Annotated in this window: 12 protein-coding genes; 3 read left to right on the plus strand and 9 right to left on the minus strand. The window is 33.5% G+C overall.

All coding sequences use genetic code 11. The features are described from left to right. Positions 1 to 331: 331 nt before the first annotated feature. Positions 332 to 1,537, minus strand: a complete 1,206-nt coding sequence (locus tag CL818_RS02050) for a Pycsar system effector family protein (protein ID WP_286971323.1) — start codon at positions 1,535 to 1,537, stop codon at positions 332 to 334. A gap of 58 nt (positions 1,538 to 1,595) precedes the next feature. On the opposite strand from CL818_RS02050, the gene CL818_RS02055 reads away from it, so the two are divergent. Further along, a complete protein-coding gene (locus tag CL818_RS02055) occupies positions 1,596 to 5,309 on the plus strand; it encodes a metallophosphoesterase (protein WP_286971325.1) in 3,714 nt (1,237 codons plus the stop codon). 926 nt (positions 5,310 to 6,235) lie between these two features. On the opposite strand, the gene CL818_RS02060 is transcribed toward CL818_RS02055, so the two are convergent. Together CL818_RS02060 and CL818_RS02065 are read right to left on the minus strand one after the other, a co-directional pair. Next, on the minus strand, positions 6,236 to 7,186 hold the full coding sequence (locus CL818_RS02060) for a mechanosensitive ion channel family protein (protein ID WP_286971327.1): 951 nt from the start codon (positions 7,184 to 7,186) through the stop codon (positions 6,236 to 6,238). 2 nt (positions 7,187 to 7,188) lie between these two features. Then, positions 7,189 to 7,680: a Dps family protein gene (locus CL818_RS02065; protein WP_286971329.1), complete on the minus strand. Its 492-nt coding sequence runs from the start codon at positions 7,678 to 7,680 to the stop codon at positions 7,189 to 7,191. 241 nt (positions 7,681 to 7,921) lie between these two features. On the opposite strand from CL818_RS02065, the gene CL818_RS02070 reads away from it, so the two are divergent. Then, positions 7,922 to 9,316: a nucleotide sugar dehydrogenase gene (locus CL818_RS02070; protein ID WP_286971331.1), complete on the plus strand. Its 1,395-nt coding sequence runs from the start codon at positions 7,922 to 7,924 to the stop codon at positions 9,314 to 9,316. Between the two features lie 13 nt (positions 9,317 to 9,329). Here the strand turns inward: CL818_RS02070 and CL818_RS02075 are convergent, their stop codons facing one another. The 4 genes from CL818_RS02075 to CL818_RS02090 are packed head-to-tail and all read right to left on the minus strand — an operon-like array spanning position 9,330 to position 12,790. Further along, entirely contained in the window at positions 9,330 to 10,520 is a 1,191-nt protein-coding gene (locus tag CL818_RS02075) for a class I SAM-dependent methyltransferase (RefSeq protein ID WP_286971333.1), read from the minus strand. 2 nt (positions 10,521 to 10,522) lie between these two features. Beyond that, on the minus strand, positions 10,523 to 11,611 hold the full coding sequence (locus CL818_RS02080) for an AI-2E family transporter (RefSeq protein WP_013188372.1): 1,089 nt from the start codon (positions 11,609 to 11,611) through the stop codon (positions 10,523 to 10,525). A 22-nt stretch (positions 11,612 to 11,633) separates the two neighbouring features. Beyond that, a complete protein-coding gene (locus CL818_RS02085) occupies positions 11,634 to 12,149 on the minus strand; it encodes a TrmH family RNA methyltransferase (RefSeq protein ID WP_272974074.1) in 516 nt (171 codons plus the stop codon). Beyond that, complete coding sequence (locus tag CL818_RS02090) at positions 12,146 to 12,790, minus strand: DUF4159 domain-containing protein (RefSeq protein ID WP_272974073.1); 645 nt, start codon at positions 12,788 to 12,790, stop codon at positions 12,146 to 12,148. Before CL818_RS02090 ends, CL818_RS02085 begins: the two co-directional genes overlap by 4 nt. A gap of 27 nt (positions 12,791 to 12,817) precedes the next feature. Between CL818_RS02090 and CL818_RS02095 the strand changes: the two genes are divergently transcribed. Beyond that, on the plus strand, positions 12,818 to 13,567 hold the full coding sequence (locus tag CL818_RS02095) for a DUF1223 domain-containing protein (RefSeq protein ID WP_013188369.1): 750 nt from the start codon (positions 12,818 to 12,820) through the stop codon (positions 13,565 to 13,567). On the opposite strand, the gene CL818_RS02100 is transcribed toward CL818_RS02095, so the two are convergent. Beyond that, positions 13,564 to 14,271, minus strand: a complete 708-nt coding sequence (locus tag CL818_RS02100) for a 16S rRNA (uracil(1498)-N(3))-methyltransferase (protein WP_272974071.1) — start codon at positions 14,269 to 14,271, stop codon at positions 13,564 to 13,566. The two genes, CL818_RS02095 and CL818_RS02100, sit on opposite strands and share 4 nt — an antisense overlap. Further along, a complete protein-coding gene (gene tsaD, locus CL818_RS02105) occupies positions 14,271 to 15,293 on the minus strand; it encodes a tRNA (adenosine(37)-N6)-threonylcarbamoyltransferase complex transferase subunit TsaD (protein WP_272974070.1) in 1,023 nt (340 codons plus the stop codon). Before tsaD ends, CL818_RS02100 begins: the two co-directional genes overlap by 1 nt. Between the last annotated feature and the right edge of the window lie 2,673 nt (positions 15,294 to 17,966).

The raw sequence follows: 17,966 nt of genomic DNA on the forward strand, positions 1-17,966 counted from the left end.
TGCACGCTATGAGATTATCAAAAAACGTATAGATAAAGCCTTTGTGAAAAACACAGAAGAGCGTGTAACTCAAAAAGGTAAAATAGCAATAGTATACACTCAAGATGCAGANCAAAGAGAATACCTAAGCTATATTAAATTTTTACAGCGTAAAAANTACCTTGGAGATCAAGTTGAAATCCTAGAATTAGAAGANGTNCAAGGTGTTGTTGGTTTAAAAGCTATACGAGTAAATGTTCTCTATACATCTTCAGATGATGAGTCTGACAATAAGAGCACAATAACCTATGAGGAGTTAATGCAACAGCTAGATTAACTAGATTAATACAGTCTATATAGACCAGAATGCAATAACAAAACTTATCACAGAAACAATAATACCTGTCATAAATATAGTATAGGTTAGTCTTAAAAGCCTATACTTTCTATTAAGAACAACACCCAATAAATACAAATCTTTTGTAAGAGACTCATAAACGTAATTTTTATCGTTTATAATCTCATTCATTGCCCATTGGTATTGGTCGTANGCCATTTTGTGAAANTTTCCAAAGAATAAAATGTTCACCTCTCGTTTCTTCACTTGTTCTTTTGTNAACTCTCCACTAGTGACATTNGGNCTTGTNGACATAATAGATAGTATGATTGAAGCTACACTAAATAAAACTAAAATAAGTGTAGGGATCATAAGNTGTCTGTTAGTAACAGAATCTAATTTTGGAATTATGTTAGCAAGTGCTAAAGATATAATTATAGCATTTACAGAAAGTAATATGTTGGCTTTAGTNTCTGCAATATCACTTAGTTTTATATGGTTTCTTAGCGTTACTCTGTAAAGTGTTTGTATGCTTCGTTCAGGGCTTTCATTTTTGTATTTTGCCTTAAGCTGTGCTTTAGTTTCTTCTTTCCTTATTTTTTTAGCCTTCTTCTTTTTAGACTCTAATAAGTCTAGAAGGTTTTGGTCTTTTTGCTCCTTCCAGTTTTTAAGCGCATAATCTGTATGAAACTTATGCTGCTCTGTAAACATTTTTATGTTTTCATTAATCCACTCTGTAGGCGTGTAATTGGCAATACCTTGTAATTGTAGTTCTTGTCTTAAAAACTCGCTGGTTTCTTCAAAATAATCTTTAGCAAAGTGAGAAGCATCTGCATCCTTTAAAATAGACTCTAAATTATCTGAAGTTTCAAAGTCGAATTTAGTAGCTAAAATGAGTTTTTTAACTTTTTCAATAAGTTCACTGTCTGCATTATTTTCTTTTAAAAATTCTTCTGCAAACCTAGCGCTCTCTTCTTCATGACCATCTACTTTAACCACATAACCAGTATCATGCAGCCAAGCTGAAAGTAAAAGAGCTTCTTTGTCTTTAACATGAATTTCAGAGTGTTCAATAATTTCTTTTGTACTTTTAACGACTCTTAAAGTATGATTGTAGTTGTGATACAAAAAGGTATTAGGAAGTTTTTCCTTAAATAATTTAAGGACAAATTCATCGGCTTTTTGAACAAGTTCAGATGGTTTTTCAGCGACTTCAGACATAATTATAAGATAATTTATTGCCTGCAAATTACAAAAAAAAAAGAACGATAAAATTTATATGAAATACAATAAACTTCTCTGCCTAGCACTAGTGTTTACAATACTTTTAGGTTGTGCGCCATTTCAAACTACTTATAAAGAAGACGAGAAAACAAGCAATTGGGATTATCCTACACAAAAAGAAAAGGATAAATCCTTTTTTCTTATTGGAGATGCNGGTTATAGCCAGCCAGGCGGAACCTCTTTAGGCTTATTGGCATTTAAAACCTTTNTAGACTCTGTAAAATCTAAAGATAATTATGCAGTATTCTTAGGAGATAATATTTATCCTGCAGGAATGCCTCCTAAAGGAGANAAACTAAGATCNCAATCAGAATACAGGTTAGATGCCCAATTAGATGCTGTTGAAAATTTTGATGGTAAAGTTATTTTCCTTCCAGGAAATCACGATTGGTATAATGAAGGATTAGAAGGATTAGAGCGTCAAGAAAAATACTTTGAAGAACGCCTAAAAGACAAAAAAGTATTTCACCCTACAGATGGTTGTGCTTTTGAAAGTTTTGAGATAGGAGATAACATACAGCTGCTAGTTTTAGATTCTCAATGGTATTTAGAAGATTGGGATAAGCATCCTACAATTAATGATAAGTGTCCTCAACTTAAATCTAGAGAAGCTGTGCTTTTAGAAATNGAAGGTGAGCTTAAAAAGAATAACGACAAAACTATAATCTTTGCCTTACACCATCCATTATATACNAATGGTGTTCACGGTGGCCAATATGCACCAGTAAAGCANTTGTATCCTAGCCAGAAAAAAATACCGTTACCAATATTGGGTTCTTTAGCTATGCAAATAAGAACTAGTGGTGGTGTGTCTAAACAAGATAGACAAAATGATAAGTATAAAGGATTGGTAAAGCGTTTAGCTACGCTTGCTCAAGATAACGANCGCGTNATTTTCGCATCTGGTCACGAACATAGTTTACAGTATATTATTAATGAAAATATTAAGCAAATAGTTTCAGGGTCTGGATCAAAGGCTTCTTATGCAGTATTAAGTAACGACGGATTGTTTTCTCATCCAGGACAAGGNTTTGTTGTTCTAGATGTTTTTAAGGACGGTTCTTCTTGGGCTAGTTTTTATGGCAGTGAAAAAGGTAAACCAGTATTACTGTATCAGAAAGAAGTTCATGAAGCTCCTAAAGATTTTGACGTATCAACACTGCCAGACACATTTAACCCAGTAACAAAAGCCTCTGTTTATAGGAGTGAAGATACAGATAGGTCTGACACGTATGAAAGTATNTGGGGAGATCGTTACAGAGATGTTTATGGCGCNAACATAGATGTGCAAACTGTAAATTTAGATACACTTTATGGTGGGATGACTGTTGATAGAAAAGGTGGTGGTCACCAAACACGTTCTTTACGTTTAAAAACTAAAGACGGAAGAGATTTTAATATGCGTGCNCTTAGGAAGAGTGCGGTACAGTTTTTACAAACCACGGCATTTAAAAACAGCTATATAGAAGAAGACTTTAAGAATACAATTGCAGAAGATATTTTATATGATTTTTATACGGCTGCACATCCNTATGGGTTTATGGCAATACCAACATTGTCTGATGCAATAGGACTTTATCATACAAATCCAAAATTGTTTTATGTGCCTAAGCAAAAAGCTCTCGGTAAATACAATAATGAATATGGAGATGAAATCTATATGATTGTTGAACGTCCTGAAGAGAATCACGCCGATGTAGAAAGTTTTGGAAAGCCTAACGATATAGAGAGTACAGCAGATGTTTACGAACGTTTGCGTAGAGATGAAAAATATAAGATAGANGAGCCTGCTTACATTAAGGCAAGAATTTTTGATATGCTAGTTGGAGATTGGGACAGGCACCAAGACCAATGGCGTTGGAGTGAGTTTGAAAAAGAAGATGGTACACATGTGTTCCAACCTATTCCTAGAGATAGAGATCAAGTATTTTCAAATTTTGATGGCGCATTCTTTTCAACATTAAGAGGCTTAATAGGCTTTACAAATCAATTTGCTGAGTACGGAGAAAATGTAGATAATGTAAAGTGGTTTAACTCTGCGGCTGTAGGTTTAGACCGTTCTTTAATTCAAAATAAAGGAAAAGAAGAGTGGCTTGCACAAGCAAGATATATTAAAGAAAATATTACAGATGAGGTTATTGAAGAGGCTTTTTCTAAAATGCCTNTAGAAGCACAAGAGCTTACTAANGAAAGTCTTGTTNAAAAGATGAAGGGCAGAAGAGATAACATTGTAAATATTACAGAACGTTATTACAACTATGTATCTCAATTAGCTATCATTACTGCTACAGATAAAGATGACTATATAGATATTACACGTTTAGAAGATGGTAAAACTCGTGTTAAGATTACCCGTAACAAAGATGGTGAGAGAGCAGATGTTGTAAGTGATAAAACATACAGCAAAGACGAAACAAAAGAATTGTGGATTTATGGTTTAGATGATGATGATGTCTTTACGGTTACCGGAGATGGAAACAGACCAATTTTTACCAGAATAATTGGAGGTCAGAATAATGACATTTATGATATTCAAGAAGGTAAACGTATTAAAGTTTATGATTATAAGTCTAAGCCTAATACAGTAAAAGAAAAAGGTGGCGCTAATTTTAGCTTCTCAGATAATTACGAAGTAAACAACTATAACAAGGATAAGAAGATTGTAAGACAAAATGTACTGTTACCAGGATTCGGGTTTAATCCAGATGATGGGTTTAGGTTAGGCTTACAAAATATTTATACCATAAACTCTTTTAGAAGAAATCCATTCACGCAACAGCATACTATATCTGGAGGCTTTTATTTTGCAACAAGTGGTTTTGATGTAAAGTATACTGGTGAGTTTGCAAATGTGTTAGGAAACTTCAACCTTTTTGTTGGAGGAGAGTTTACTAGTGAGAATTTCTCTGAAAACTTCTTTGGCTTCGGAAACGAAACTGTAAATAATGACGATGATCTTTCAATGGATTATAACCGTGTGAAAATTGGTAAATTAATTGGTAAAGTTGGAGCCATAAAAAGAGGAGATTTTGGTAGTACATTAAAATATACTGCCTCAATTGAAGGTATTGAAATTGAAGATACTGCAAACAGATTTGTAACAGACCAGTTTATACCTGCAGGTGCTAGTTTTTATGATAGAGAGTTTTTCTTAGGAGCAGAAGCAATGTTTCGTTATGAGAGTTATGACAACACATTAAACCCAACAAGAGGTATGAAGTTTGAATTGTCNGGAGGTGGTAAGTATAGCTTAGAAGATGAAAATGCCTATGCATATATAAAACCTTACCTAGGCTTTTTTAATGCGCTTACAAACAATCGTAAATTAGTATTGAAGACAAAAGCACAAGGACANGTAAACTTAGGTGATGAGTTTGAGTTTTATCAAGCAGCACATTCTGGAGGAAACACTGGAAACAGAGCGTATAGAACACAGCGTTTTTCTGGTGAATCTGCACTTACTTTTGGTGGAGATTTACGTTATAGCTTTGACCAATTTAAAACTAGCTTCTTGCCATTTCAAATTGGGNTNTTTACTGGTATAGATACTGGTAGAGTATGGTTTGATGGTGAGGATAGTGACAAGTGGCACTCAAGTTATGGTGGTGGTTTCTGGGTAAATAGCGCAGATGCCATTAACGGTACATTTAACCTNTTTACAGGAGAAGATGGACTAAGATTTTCGTTTGGNTTNGGATTTAAATTTTAAGCTACTCTAAAGTGAATTCATAAAGATTACCGCCAGTTTTTTTACGGCGTTCATCTGTTATATAAAGGGTGTTATCTTCTTTAAAGGTAACACCTTCTTTTTGGCTTGTATGTTCTAAATCTATTGTTTTAATTNTNCCATTAAAGAAATCGTCGCCTTTAAAANCTGTGATCACAAATANTTTATTNTAAGTTAACAGCACAAGTGTTTTATTATCCTTGCTAATAGTAGCACTAGTTATAAAACAATCTTCTGGATCATTACANGTAGAATAAGATGCAATGAGNTTAGCTTTAAAATCTCCTTTTTTAGCTGGCACTTTATATACTTTAGTAACGCCATTAAAATCTTTAGATCGGTTTTTCGTGAAGATGTAAAAGTAGTCACCAAGCTTAATAAAGGCTTCAGCATCAAAATTACGTTCAGTTTTCTTAGGAGGAAATTCCTTCTGGTCTTCAAAATAAAACTCTGTTTGTTGGGCTTCAAGATGTGTATCTTCTGCAGTACTTATTCCGGACACTGTGTATATTGATAGAGTTTTACGATCGTTCTTATTGTTTCCAAAGTTTCCAATATATAAAGCACCAGAAGCATCTGTAGCTAAATCTTCCCAATCTATATTTTCAGCATTATCTAAAACTATTTCTCGCTCTATACTACCGTTAGTATTATAACCAAATAGCACATTAGTATTTCCAGAATCGTTAATCATCCAGATGAGGTTACTGCCTTCAATAACAGATACGCCACTAACCTCGATCATCAAGTCTGAAAGATGATGTAGCTTTTTGAGTTTGCCATACTCTTGAGCGTAGGTTTGTTGTGAAAGTATTGCGATAAATAATATATAAAGCAGTCTCATAATTTAAGGTATAAAAAAACCGAAGTATGTAAAANACTTCGGTTTGTAATTAAGTCTAAAACNGTTACTCTTTGTTTGAAATAGTTAATGTTTCAGATCTAAATTTATTTTTTCCAAAGTCCAAAGTTCTAATTGGGAAAGGAATGTTAATATCGTTAGCATCATAAAGCCTTTTAATTTCTAGGATGGCTTTGTTTTGCGCAACAAGNTTGTCNCTNTTCTTAGTAACATCTACCCAGAATCTNAAGACANAGTTAATTGAGCTGTCTCCAAATTCTTGATAAAAGAATTCTACTTCTTCACCAGGTTTTTGAGGGAACACTTTTTCAATTAATTCAATAGTCATATCTCTTACACTATCTAAATCACTTTCATAACCAACACCACAATTTACAAAGACACGAGATCTTGGTGTTTGTGANAAGTTCTTAAAAGGTTCATCGATAATTTTTGAGTTAGGAATCATAACTAAATTATTGTCTGATCCTTTAACTATTATACTTCGTAAGTTAATATCTACAACAGATCCNGCAAAGCCATTAGTCTCAACCCAATCTCCTAATTGTATATTTGGTAAAAAACTAAGGATGACACCCGAAAAGGTATTGTTTAATGTGCCTTGTAAGGCTAAACCAATTGCTAAACCTACAACACCAGCACCAGCTAAAACAGAAGTAAGCACTTTATCTAAGTTTAATAAGCCTAGCGCAAAGAAAAACCCAANAAGAATTACNAGAGCTTTTATAACACGNACGGTCATAGAGCGTATAGAGTCTTGTTTTACGCGCTTTAANATTACTTTATTAAAAAGCTTACCAATATACTTNCTGGCAATTATAAATAAAATAAAAACTACTATAGCTAATACAATATTTGGTAGGTTGGTTATAAAAGAATCTAACCAACGCCCAAGTTTTCCTAAGATTAACTCTCCGGCATTGTTCCAGCTAAAAGGTTCATTATTAACTATGGCCTCTTCGGCAGTTTTGGTGGTGTCGTCTTGTAGAAATATCATAATTATGCTGTTGGGTGTGTGTCGTTAGTTTTCATTCGCCAAGCATCTAACATCCAACTTGTCTTNTCTAACTCACCTATGTAAGCACCTAGTAAATCTATGGTACCNTCATCACCATTGTCGTCTGCAACATTTACAGTTTTACGCATTTGCTTAATAATCTTACCGTGGTCATCAAGTAAAATATCTATCATTTTGGTATCAGACAATTTACTTTCAGATTCCTTTAAATTACTATGCTTTAAATAGTCGGAATAGTTACTTACTGGTTGATACCTAAGCGTTAAGATNCGCTCAGCAATTTCGTCAACTTTCATTTTAGCATCATCATACATCACTTCAAACTTTTCGTGAAGATNAAAGAAATTTTTTCCAACAATATTCCAGTGAAAATTTCTNAGTTTTTGATAGTATAAATGATAATCGGCTAACAGAATGTTAAGCTCGTTAACTGTATTCTGTGTTTTCTCTTTATCAAGATTGAGATAGTTCATAGTTTTTATTTATTGTTCTGTATTGTTTCTATTCAAAAATACAATGATAAATAGGGAATAGCAACTATTGAATTTGGTTTAATATAACTTTAACGTCTAAGGAATTATCTTCTAATTTAAACAAAAAAATAATACAAATGGCTTTTGTTCTTAGCTATACACTGCTACTGCCATTTGAAATTATATATTTGTACTCTTAATTTTTTTAAGAATCAATTTTTAAGATTATTTACATATTTCTATGAAATCTATTTCTCATATCTGTTGTATTGGTGCTGGNTATGTTGGAGGACCAACAATGTCTGTTATTGCACAAAAATGTCCACATATAACAGTAACTGTTGTTGATATTAATGAAAAGCGTATTGCTGCTTGGAATGATNAAAATTTTGATAATCTTCCTATATATGAGCCAGGCTTAGCAGATGTTGTNAAAGAGGCTAGAGGTAGAAATTTATTTTTTACTACAGAAGTNGATGCTGCTATTGATAAAGCAGATATGATTTTTATTTCTGTAAATACACCTACCAAAACTTATGGTAAGGGTAAAGGTATGGCTGCAGATTTAAAGTATATTGAACTTTGTGCAAGGCAAATTGCAAGAGTTTCTACTACAGATAAAATANTTGTTGAAAAATCTACACTACCAGTAAGAACNGCTGAAACNCTTACTAGTATTTTGCATAATACCGGTAATGGTGTTCACTTCGAAATATTATCTAACCCAGAGTTTTTAGCAGAAGGTACTGCCGTACAAGATTTATTAAATCCAGATAGAATTTTAATTGGTGGTGATACTACTCCAGAAGGTCAAGAAGCAAAAGATGCATTAACTAGCGTCTACGCCAATTGGATAGATAGAGATCGTATTTTACAGACCAACGTTTGGTCTTCAGAACTTTCTAAACTAACTGCAAATGCCTTTTTAGCACAGCGTGTATCTTCCATAAATTCAATTAGTGAGTTGTGTGAAGAAACAGGAGCAGATGTTAATGAGGTNGCNAGAGCTATTGGTACAGATAGTAGAGTAGGTTCTAAATTNCTAAAAGCATCAGTTGGTTTTGGAGGTTCTTGTTTTCAGAAAGACATCTTAAACCTTGTTTATATTGCAAAATCTTATGGTTTAGATAAGGTTGCAGATTATTGGGAACAGGTAATTATTATGAACGACCATCAAAAAAAGCGTTTTGCAGAGAAGATGATTGNTTCTATGTATAATACTGTTGCAGGNAAAAAAATTGTNCTTTTTGGTTGGGCTTTTAAAAAGGATACTAATGATACAAGGGAATCTGCTGCAATATATGTAACAGATTATCTTTTAGATGAGCAGGCAGAAATAATTGTTTATGATCCTAAAGTTAAAGAAGAACAAATTTACGCAGATCTAGATTATCTTAACACAAGATCTGAAGAAGAAAATAGAAGACTAGTTACTGTTGTTAGTTCTCCAGAAGAAGCTACAAAAGATGCGCACGCNGTAGCTGTATTAACAGAATGGGATGAGTTTACAACTTACAACTGGGAAACTATTTACAACAATATGCTTAAACCAGCTTTCTTATTTGATGGGCGTAAAATATTAGACTCTTCTGCAATGAAAGAAATAGGGTTTAAACATTTTGCGATAGGCGAATAGTTTTAAAATTCACTTAAATTTTTTCNCAGACCAAGACTACTTTATCAGATTGGTTTTGCGTTGTGAAAAATAAATAGGTTGTNCCACCATCTTTAATTTGAAGCGCAGATTTTAGCTGCGATACTGTAAGCGGAAAATTACGCGTTGTAATATTAGCTTTTGTGTTTTTAAAAACTCGCTTCAATGATTTNTTGTGAAANGGAAGAGTTTCAAGAATTTTAAATCGCCTTCCNGAGAAANCTATCAATCGTTNAGANGTGTATAAGTGGCTNTTTTGATGAAGTTTAAAAAGGGCGTATTGTTCACTTATGGTGTTAAATAACCCAGATTTCATAAGTGCAGAATTTGGTTCATAAAGATAGCTCAAGGCTTTACTGTAATTAACTCGCGCTAATGACTCATAGGTTAGCTTGGCCTTAAATTCTTCTTTATAATCAGCTTTAAAATTTACTGTTATAATCTCTGTAGGTGAGCTGTGTTCTTGATCTATAATCCAGAGTAACTCTTTTACATCATTGTTAANAGCTACAATATGTATTTCTGAGACAAACTTAAGCTCTCTTAATCCTGCAGTTATATCTAAAAGTGGTGAGGTTTTTAAAAGAATACGCTTCCCTTTTTCNAGTAATACATCTANATGTTTAGGGATGTTTGGTTCGCAATCACTTAGTTTAAATACTTTACCNCCAGTATCGTCACGCCTAGAAGGGTCACTGTAAATCCAATCAAATTTAGTTGATTCNTGTTTAAGAATACTTATGCCATCACCTACTTTANATGTTATATTATGAGCTCCTAAAACGTTACTGTTATGAGCGGCTAATGCACTTAGGCTTTCATTGAGTTCACAATGTGTTACAGTATCAAAAACTTTCGAGAAATAATAATCATCTATTCCCAAACCTCCAGTAATATCAATNATGGTTTTTCCGGAAATTAAAGATGCTTTATAACGTGCCGTTTTAGAAGACGAGGTTTGCTCTATGTTAACTTTTGGAGGAAATAAAATGCCTTCTGTATTATACCATAAAGGAAGCTTGTCTTTGCTTTTTAATAAACCTGTATGCTGCTGTGCCAGTTCTTGAGCCGTTATGTTTTTAAATGGNCTACCCTTTAAAACAATATTTGCTGCAGATAAAGAGGCGTTGTCTTTTAAATAATTAACAACTTCAGCATTTAATAAGGCTAAATTTATATAAGACAATACTAAAGGTTTCTGGTAAGGTTTCTAACAATTTTATACTCACCCAAAGATTCTTTTGCAATTACTTTTAAGGCTGTATAAGCTGGTACAGCTACTACCATTCCTAGTACTCCAAACACCAAACCTGCTATAAGTATAACTAAGAATATTTCAAGAGGATGTGAGCGTACACTCTTACCAAAAATTAATGGCTGAAATATAAAGTTATCTAGTATTTGACACGCAATATACAACGACCCAACTTTAATTAATTTAGGTAGAATTATAGCTGAAAAATTAGATCCTAAATTGCTTGAGATAACAAACATCATCATTAAAACTCCAGCAATAGTTGGTCCTAAATACGGGATTAAATTAAGGAAAGCACAGATAAATGCAATTGCAATAGCGTTATCTATACCAAAGGACATAAGTATAATGGCATATAATAGAAACAATATCGTTATTTGAAACGTTAATCCTACAAAGTATCTAGAAAGTAATATCTTAATAGTATGAAACACGCGTTTAAAACGATCTTCATCTCCTCTGTTAGAAAATGCCAAAACACTGTTTAATAGTAGTTTGCTGTCCTTTAATAAGAAGAAGGAAATAAAAATAATTGAGAACAACCCAATTAATCCTGAGCCTAAACTACCAAAGACATTATTTAAAAACTTAGGGACAGATGTGATTTCAAAATTCTTGACAAAATCAGACTGTTTAAAGCCTTCAACAATGTTTATTTGATTTACCCCTAAGAACTCATTAATTTGTCGGTTTAAGTCATTTAAATCTGTTCTAAACGCATCTATGTCTATTTGGCTAAGATTTTGGCTCTGCTCCACAATTATGGGAACAAATAACAAGATAAGACCAATAAATATGCTGAGGAATATGACGAGTACAATGATAACTGCCACAAGGTTTGGCAATTTTAATTTGTGCCTCATAAATAAGACTGCTGGTCTTCCTATTAATGAAAGGACAGCGGCAATACCTATATAAATAATAACCGATTGTATTTCCCACAAAAAGAAAAGTAGTATTAAGATACCAAGAATAATACCTAAGGCCTTTAATATCCCGTAAGAAATAGTTTTGTAAGTCATTGCGTACAAAGATATTTTAAAATTAAAGCTTTGGTGTTAAGGTTTTGGTAATTTGAAATAATGCAATACCAGTTGCCTGCGCAACATTCATACTACTGTTTTTACCAAACATGGTTATATGTGTAGCAAAATCACAATGCTTAAGAAGTTGCTCAGAAACACCTTTACGTTCAGAACCTATAATTAAAATAAGTTTGCTTTCTGATGATAATGGTATAGCATCGATAGGTTTGCTGGAGTCTGTTATTTCTAGAGCTATTGTTGTATATCCATCAGATTTTAGAGAGGTTATATAGCTACTAATGTCATCAATACGTTCAGAAGGCACAGTTGTATTGGTAGTTCTAGCGGTTCGTTTAAAGCGGGAACTATTCATGTCAATATCACAGCGATATTGTACAATTTTGGTTATTCCAAAAGCATCTGCTAGCCTAAAAATACTTCCAAGATTTGCAGGACTTGTAAGTTGATCTAAAACAAGAACAATAGGAAATTGTGTGTTCGGAAATTCGGTTTGGTGATGTGTAAGTTGGCTCAATGTTCAAAAGCGTATTTAATAATATTGGCGCCCATTTGTAATGCTTTAAGCCTAACAGACTCTGGGTCGTTATGTATTTCAGGATTTTCCCAACCATCGCCAAGGTCACTTTCAAACGTAAATAAAAGTACCAATCTGTCTTCGTGATATATTCCAAACGCTTGCGGCCTTAAGCCATCATGTTCGTGAATTTTTGGCAAGCCATTAGGAAATGGATATGCTATTGAAAAAATAGGATGATTTGCTGGTAACTCTTGCAACTCCTTATTTGGAAATACCTTTACCAACTCTTTACGTATAAACTCGTTCATACCGTAATTATCGTCTATATGCAGGAAGCCTCCACTTATAAGATAGTTTCTTAAGTTGTCTGCATCTTCTTCAGAAAAGTAAACATTACCATGTCCTGTCATATGAAGGAAAGGGTATTGAAAAATATCAATACTGCCAGTATCTACCACATTGGGTTTTTCGGAGATAGATGTGTTTATCTGTGCATTGCAAAACGCAATGAGATTAGGCAATCCTGTTGGGTTTCCGTACCAATCTCCACCGCCACCATATTTTAGGGTAGCAATGTCTTGTGCATTACAAAACCCAAGTGTGAGTAGGGCAATAAGTGTAAGTTTTAGGCATTTCATCGTCTAAAAGTAACAAAGAAATTAGTTATGAAAAAGATATTGTTCACAATACTTTTGGCAATAGGTATTGTTCTCGCATTTCAGTTTACAACTACAGAAGTTTCAGAAGAAAATCCGACGTCCAACACGCGTACAGACCAAGTTATATTATTGGAGCTATTTACATCTCAGGGCTGTTCGAGCTGTCCTTCAGCAGATAGGTTATTAGATAAAACTTTAGCAAATCATAAGAATGTAATAGGGTTGTCTTATCACGTAGATTATTGGAATTATATAGGTTGGAAAGATCCGTTTAGTTCTAAAGTTTACTCTAACTACCAACGTGCCTATGGAAGCAAGTTTAAGTCTTCTTCAATTTACACGCCTCAATTGGTTGTTAATGGTAGTTCACATTTTACAGGAAGTGATGCTTTAAAATTAAATAGAAAACTTAATGAGGAAAGTAATTATGTTTCAAATGCCATCACATTTAAATCTGTTGAAAGCGTAAATGGCAGTATTAATTTGTCATTAGAAACTGAGGCTCTAGCAGAATTATTAACGGTTGTGTTAGTAATTAAAGAACGTGAAACTAAAATACCAAGAGGAGAAAACCGTGATAGAACGCTATTAAACACAAATATCGTGGTGGCAAGAGAAGTAATCTCTAATTCTAAAAATGCTTCAGTAGCCTTAAAGATCCCTGAAATTGTTACTGAAGAAGATGAGGTGATGTTAATTGCTTTTTCTCAAGATAAAGACCTGCGTGTTAATGCAGCTTCACAATACGAGCTTTAATCGGTAAACTTTAGGTTGGCTATGGTTGTTGCAACAATTCCTGCAGTCTCTGTGCGTAACCTTGTGTTTCCTAAAGTTACGGGCAACCAATTATAATCTAACGCTTGCTGTATTTCTTCTAAAGAAAAATCGCCTTCTGGACCTATAAGAATTGTAAGACGGTTTGAAGTAATTTCATTTTGCATTGGCAATCGTTTCTTATCGTCTTCGCAGTGTGCTACAAACTTTTGGCCTTCAAAATTCTGGCCAATGACTTCTGAAAATGGAGTAAGTGCATTTAATTTTGGTAGGTGAAACTGTAAAGATTGCTTCATTGCACTTTGTAAGACACGCTCAAATCTATCAGTCTTAATAGTCTTTCGTTCGCTATGGTCACAAAGAATTGGCGTTATTTCTGAAATGCCTATTTCGGTAGCTTTCTCTAAGAACCATTCCATACGATCGTTCATTTTAGTAGGCGCTATTAAAACGTGTAAATACAGTTGTTGTGGTTCCTGATATTTTTTCTCTGTAATTACACCAACACATTTATTATGGTTATCACTAATGATTTCTACAGTAAACAACCATCCTTTGCCATTGGTTACATGTAGAGTATCTCCAGCTTTTTTGCGCAGAACTTTTACAATGTGTTTACTTTCATCTCTTTCAAAATGAACGTTTATGCTTTTGTTATCTATATGTTCTTGATAAAATAGCTGCATTATATGGCTAATCTCGCTTTTGCAACCACTGTAATGTCTGCAAAATCTTGTTTTAAATATTTATGATATCCAGTAATGGCTATCATTCCGGCATTATCTGTGGTATATTCAAACTTCGGAACATACGTTGTCCAACCTAACGTATGTTCTGCTTGCTTTAGGGCATCTCTAATGCCAGAATTTGCAGAAACACCACCACCAATTGCAACTTGTGTAATACCAGTGTCTTTAACAGCTTTTTTAAGCTTAGCCATTAATATGCTAATGATGGTAAATTGTATAGAGGCACAAATATCTGCTAGGTTCTCTTCAATAAAATTTGGGTTTTCTTTTACCTTCTTTTGTATAAAATAGAGAATGGCAGTTTTTAGGCCACTAAAGCTAAAGTCTAATCCACCAACTTTGGGTTTCGAAAAAGGGAATGCTTTAGGATTGCCCTGTTTTGCAAGTTTGTCTATTTCTGGACCTGCAGGATATTTTAAACCAAGAAGTTTTCCACTTTTATCAAAAGCTTCGCCTACAGCATCATCAAGTGTTTGGCCTATAACATCCATATCAAAATAATCATTAACCTTTACAATTTGAGTATGACCTCCACTTATGGTCATGGCCAAAAAAGGAAATGTTGGTAAGGTATAGCCATCTTCTTCTATAAAATGCGCTAAAATATGACCTTGCATATGGTTAACATCTAATAGCGGAATATTTAATCCCATTGCTAAAGACTTTGCGAATGAGACACCTACCAAAAGTGACCCCATTAAACCAGGACCTTTGGTAAACGCAATACCGTGCAAATCTTCTTTTGTTATTCCTGCTTGTTCTAAAGCTTGATGAACAACAGGAACAATATGTTGTTGGTGTGCTCTAGAAGCAAGTTCTGGTACAACACCACCATATTTAATATGTATTTGCTGTGTGGCTACAACGTTGCTTAAAATCTCTCCGTTGCAAATCACAGCTGCTGCAGTATCGTCACAAGACGACTCAATGCCAAGAATGTATATTTTTTGTGAACTCATTAAAGAATTAGGGCATAAAAATTGTATAATTTTGAGCAAAGTTACAATATAAGCTCGCCTATTAAAAAGTTTTGGAACATACTAAAGAAAACCATAGTAGCCATCTTGCTGCTTTTTATCATTTTGGTGGTTTTATTTTCCATTCCTTGGGTACAAACTACTGTGGCTAAAAAGCTGGCAAACAGTATTAATGATACGTATAACACCAATATACAAATAGATAAAGTAAGCATTACATATTTTGGTGATGTTAAATTAGAAAAAGCGTTTGTCGAGGATCATCATCAAGATACTTTAATTTATGTGAATGAATTAAAAACATCGATTCTAAGCTTATCGGGNCTTTTNGACAATCATTCTACGTTAGGAAATTCATCAATAGATAGTTTAACCTTTAGAATGAAACGTTATAAGGGTGAAGAGTTAGATAATTTTGCAGTGTTTCTTCAAAAATTTGAACCAGAACAACCTAAACCAAGTTCAGATTTTTACCTTTCTGTAAGCCATATAGATGTAACAAACAGTAAATACAGCTTTGAGGATGAAAATATTTCAGATCCTAGAGCCTTATTTTTAAATGATGTNGATATAAATGCAGATAATCTTGTTGTAAATAATAAGAACGTAAGTGTTAGTATTAACACATTGGACTTTCTAGAAGAACGAGGCTTAACTATTAAAAACCTTAATGGAGACTTTACATATTCTCCGACCCAAATGGGTTTTGAAGAACTGAGAATTGTTACAGAAGACTCAGATATAAAAGGCACACTTTATTTTAACTATACTATTGAAGATCTTTCAGACTTTGTAAATAAAGTTAAATGGGATTTCACCTTGGAGGAAAGCGTCATAAATACAAACGATCTAAAGCCATTTTATAATGAGTTTGGAAATAACGTTCAGTTTGTAATGGCTTCCAATATGCAAGGAACCCTAAATGACTTCGAGCTTACAAATCTTGAGTTACAAGGAATGAACCGTAGNGAGATTTACGGTGATATAAGAATAAGAGATGCTGTAACCAATCCTGAAGATTTAATTATTAATGGTACGTTAAGCAACCTTTCAACAAATTACTATGACCTTGTNTCTCTATTGCCAAATATTCTAANACCTAATTTACCAGAGAGTNTAAAAGAACTAGGAAACGTAAGGCTAACAGGTACGGCAAGAGTAACACCAACAACAGTAACAACTAAAGCAGATTTATTTTCTCAACTAGGAACAGCTAAAGTTGATATTGACCTTGCCAGGCTTAACGATTCTGAAAATGCCACTTATAAAGGAAACTTAAACTTTAAAGATTTTAATGTAGGGCGTTTGGCAAAGACCACTAATTTAGGAACAACCACATTTAATCTAGATGTAGATGGTAAAGGCTTTACTACAGAAAGTTTAAATACCAATGTAAAGGGAACCATTACAAAGCTAAAGTTTAATAATTACACCTATAAAAATATAAAGGTTTTAGGAACGTTAAGAAACCCTGTTTTTAATGGAAACTTACTTATTGATGATCCTAATCTTCAAATGGAGTTTAATGGTTTGGCAGATGTTTCAAAAGATATAAATATTTATGATTTTGAAGCTTCTGTAAGAAATGCAGANCTTAATGCACTAAACTTTGTACGCAGAGACAGTATTTCCAATTTTCAGGGTGATGTCTTTATGAGGATGAAGGGTACAACCATTAACGACGCCTTTGGAACCATCTCACTATCTAATGCTACCTACGAAAATCAGAATGATATTTATGCATTCGAAGATTTAAGNATTCAATCCAGTTTTGATAATGGTGTAAGAACAATAGANATNAACTCTCCAGATGTTATAAACGGAAAAGTGGTAGGAGTTTTTGCTGTTGAAGAGGTGCCAGCTTTGTTTGAAAATGCGGTAGGTAGTTTGTATACCAACTATAAGCCAAATACCATAACGACTAATCAATTCTTNGAATTCGATTTTGATATTTACAACAAAATTGTTGAGGTNTTTTATCCTGAAATAAATTTTGGNCCAGAAACCTTTATTCGTGGTNGAGTNGAGAGTGATGAAAGTGAATTTAAGCTCACCTTNAGGTCTCCTTTAATTGAAGCATTTGGTAACCGAGTAGAAAAAGTAAACATTCAAGTAGATAATAAAAACCCGTTATTTAATACCTATGTCGAAGCAGATAGCATAAGCACAGACTATTACAATGTATCAGAATTCAATTTAATTAATGTAACCTTAAAGGACACGTTATTTATACGCTCCGAAATTGTTGGCGGTAAATCTAATGATGATGCATTTAACCTAAANTTATACCATACCATAAATGAAAATGGAAACTCTGTTNTGGGTATTCAAAAATCTGATGTTAAGTTTAAAGAGAANGTTTGGTATTTAAATGCCCAAGAAAATAAATCGAATAAAATAATCTTTGAGAATAACTTTAAAGANCTCAAAATAGANTCTTTAGTATTAAGTCATCAAAGTGAAGAAATAAGGCTTGCAGGACAAATGCGAGANAGTACCTATAAAGATTTCAATATTGCGTTTAAAGATGTAGATCTAGGTAAAATCACACCAGATATAGACAGCTTAGCACTAGCCGGAAATGTAAATGGTACCTTAAACTTTAAAGAAGAAGATGGCGCGTATTATCCAAAATCAGAATTAACAATTGATGCA

It is taken from the genome of Croceibacter sp., from assembly GCF_002716225.1.
Taxonomy (GTDB): domain Bacteria; phylum Bacteroidota; class Bacteroidia; order Flavobacteriales; family Flavobacteriaceae; genus Croceibacter; species Croceibacter atlanticus.

Bases quoted from the DNA above. Each gene is read 5' to 3' on its own strand.
- CL818_RS02080 (WP_013188372.1), bottom strand. From the start codon at position 11,611: ATGACTTACAAAACTATTTCTTACGGGATATTAAAGGCCTTAGGTATT.
- CL818_RS02090 (WP_272974073.1), bottom strand. From the start codon at position 12,790: ATGAAATGCCTAAAACTTACACTTATTGCCCTACTCACACTTGGGTTT.
- CL818_RS02095 (WP_013188369.1), top strand. From the start codon at position 12,818: ATGAAAAAGATATTGTTCACAATACTTTTGGCAATAGGTATTGTTCTC.
- CL818_RS02100 (WP_272974071.1), bottom strand. From the start codon at position 14,271: ATGCAGCTATTTTATCAAGAACATATAGATAACAAAAGCATAAACGTT.
- tsaD (WP_272974070.1), bottom strand. From the start codon at position 15,293: ATGAGTTCACAAAAAATATACATTCTTGGCATTGAGTCGTCTTGTGAC.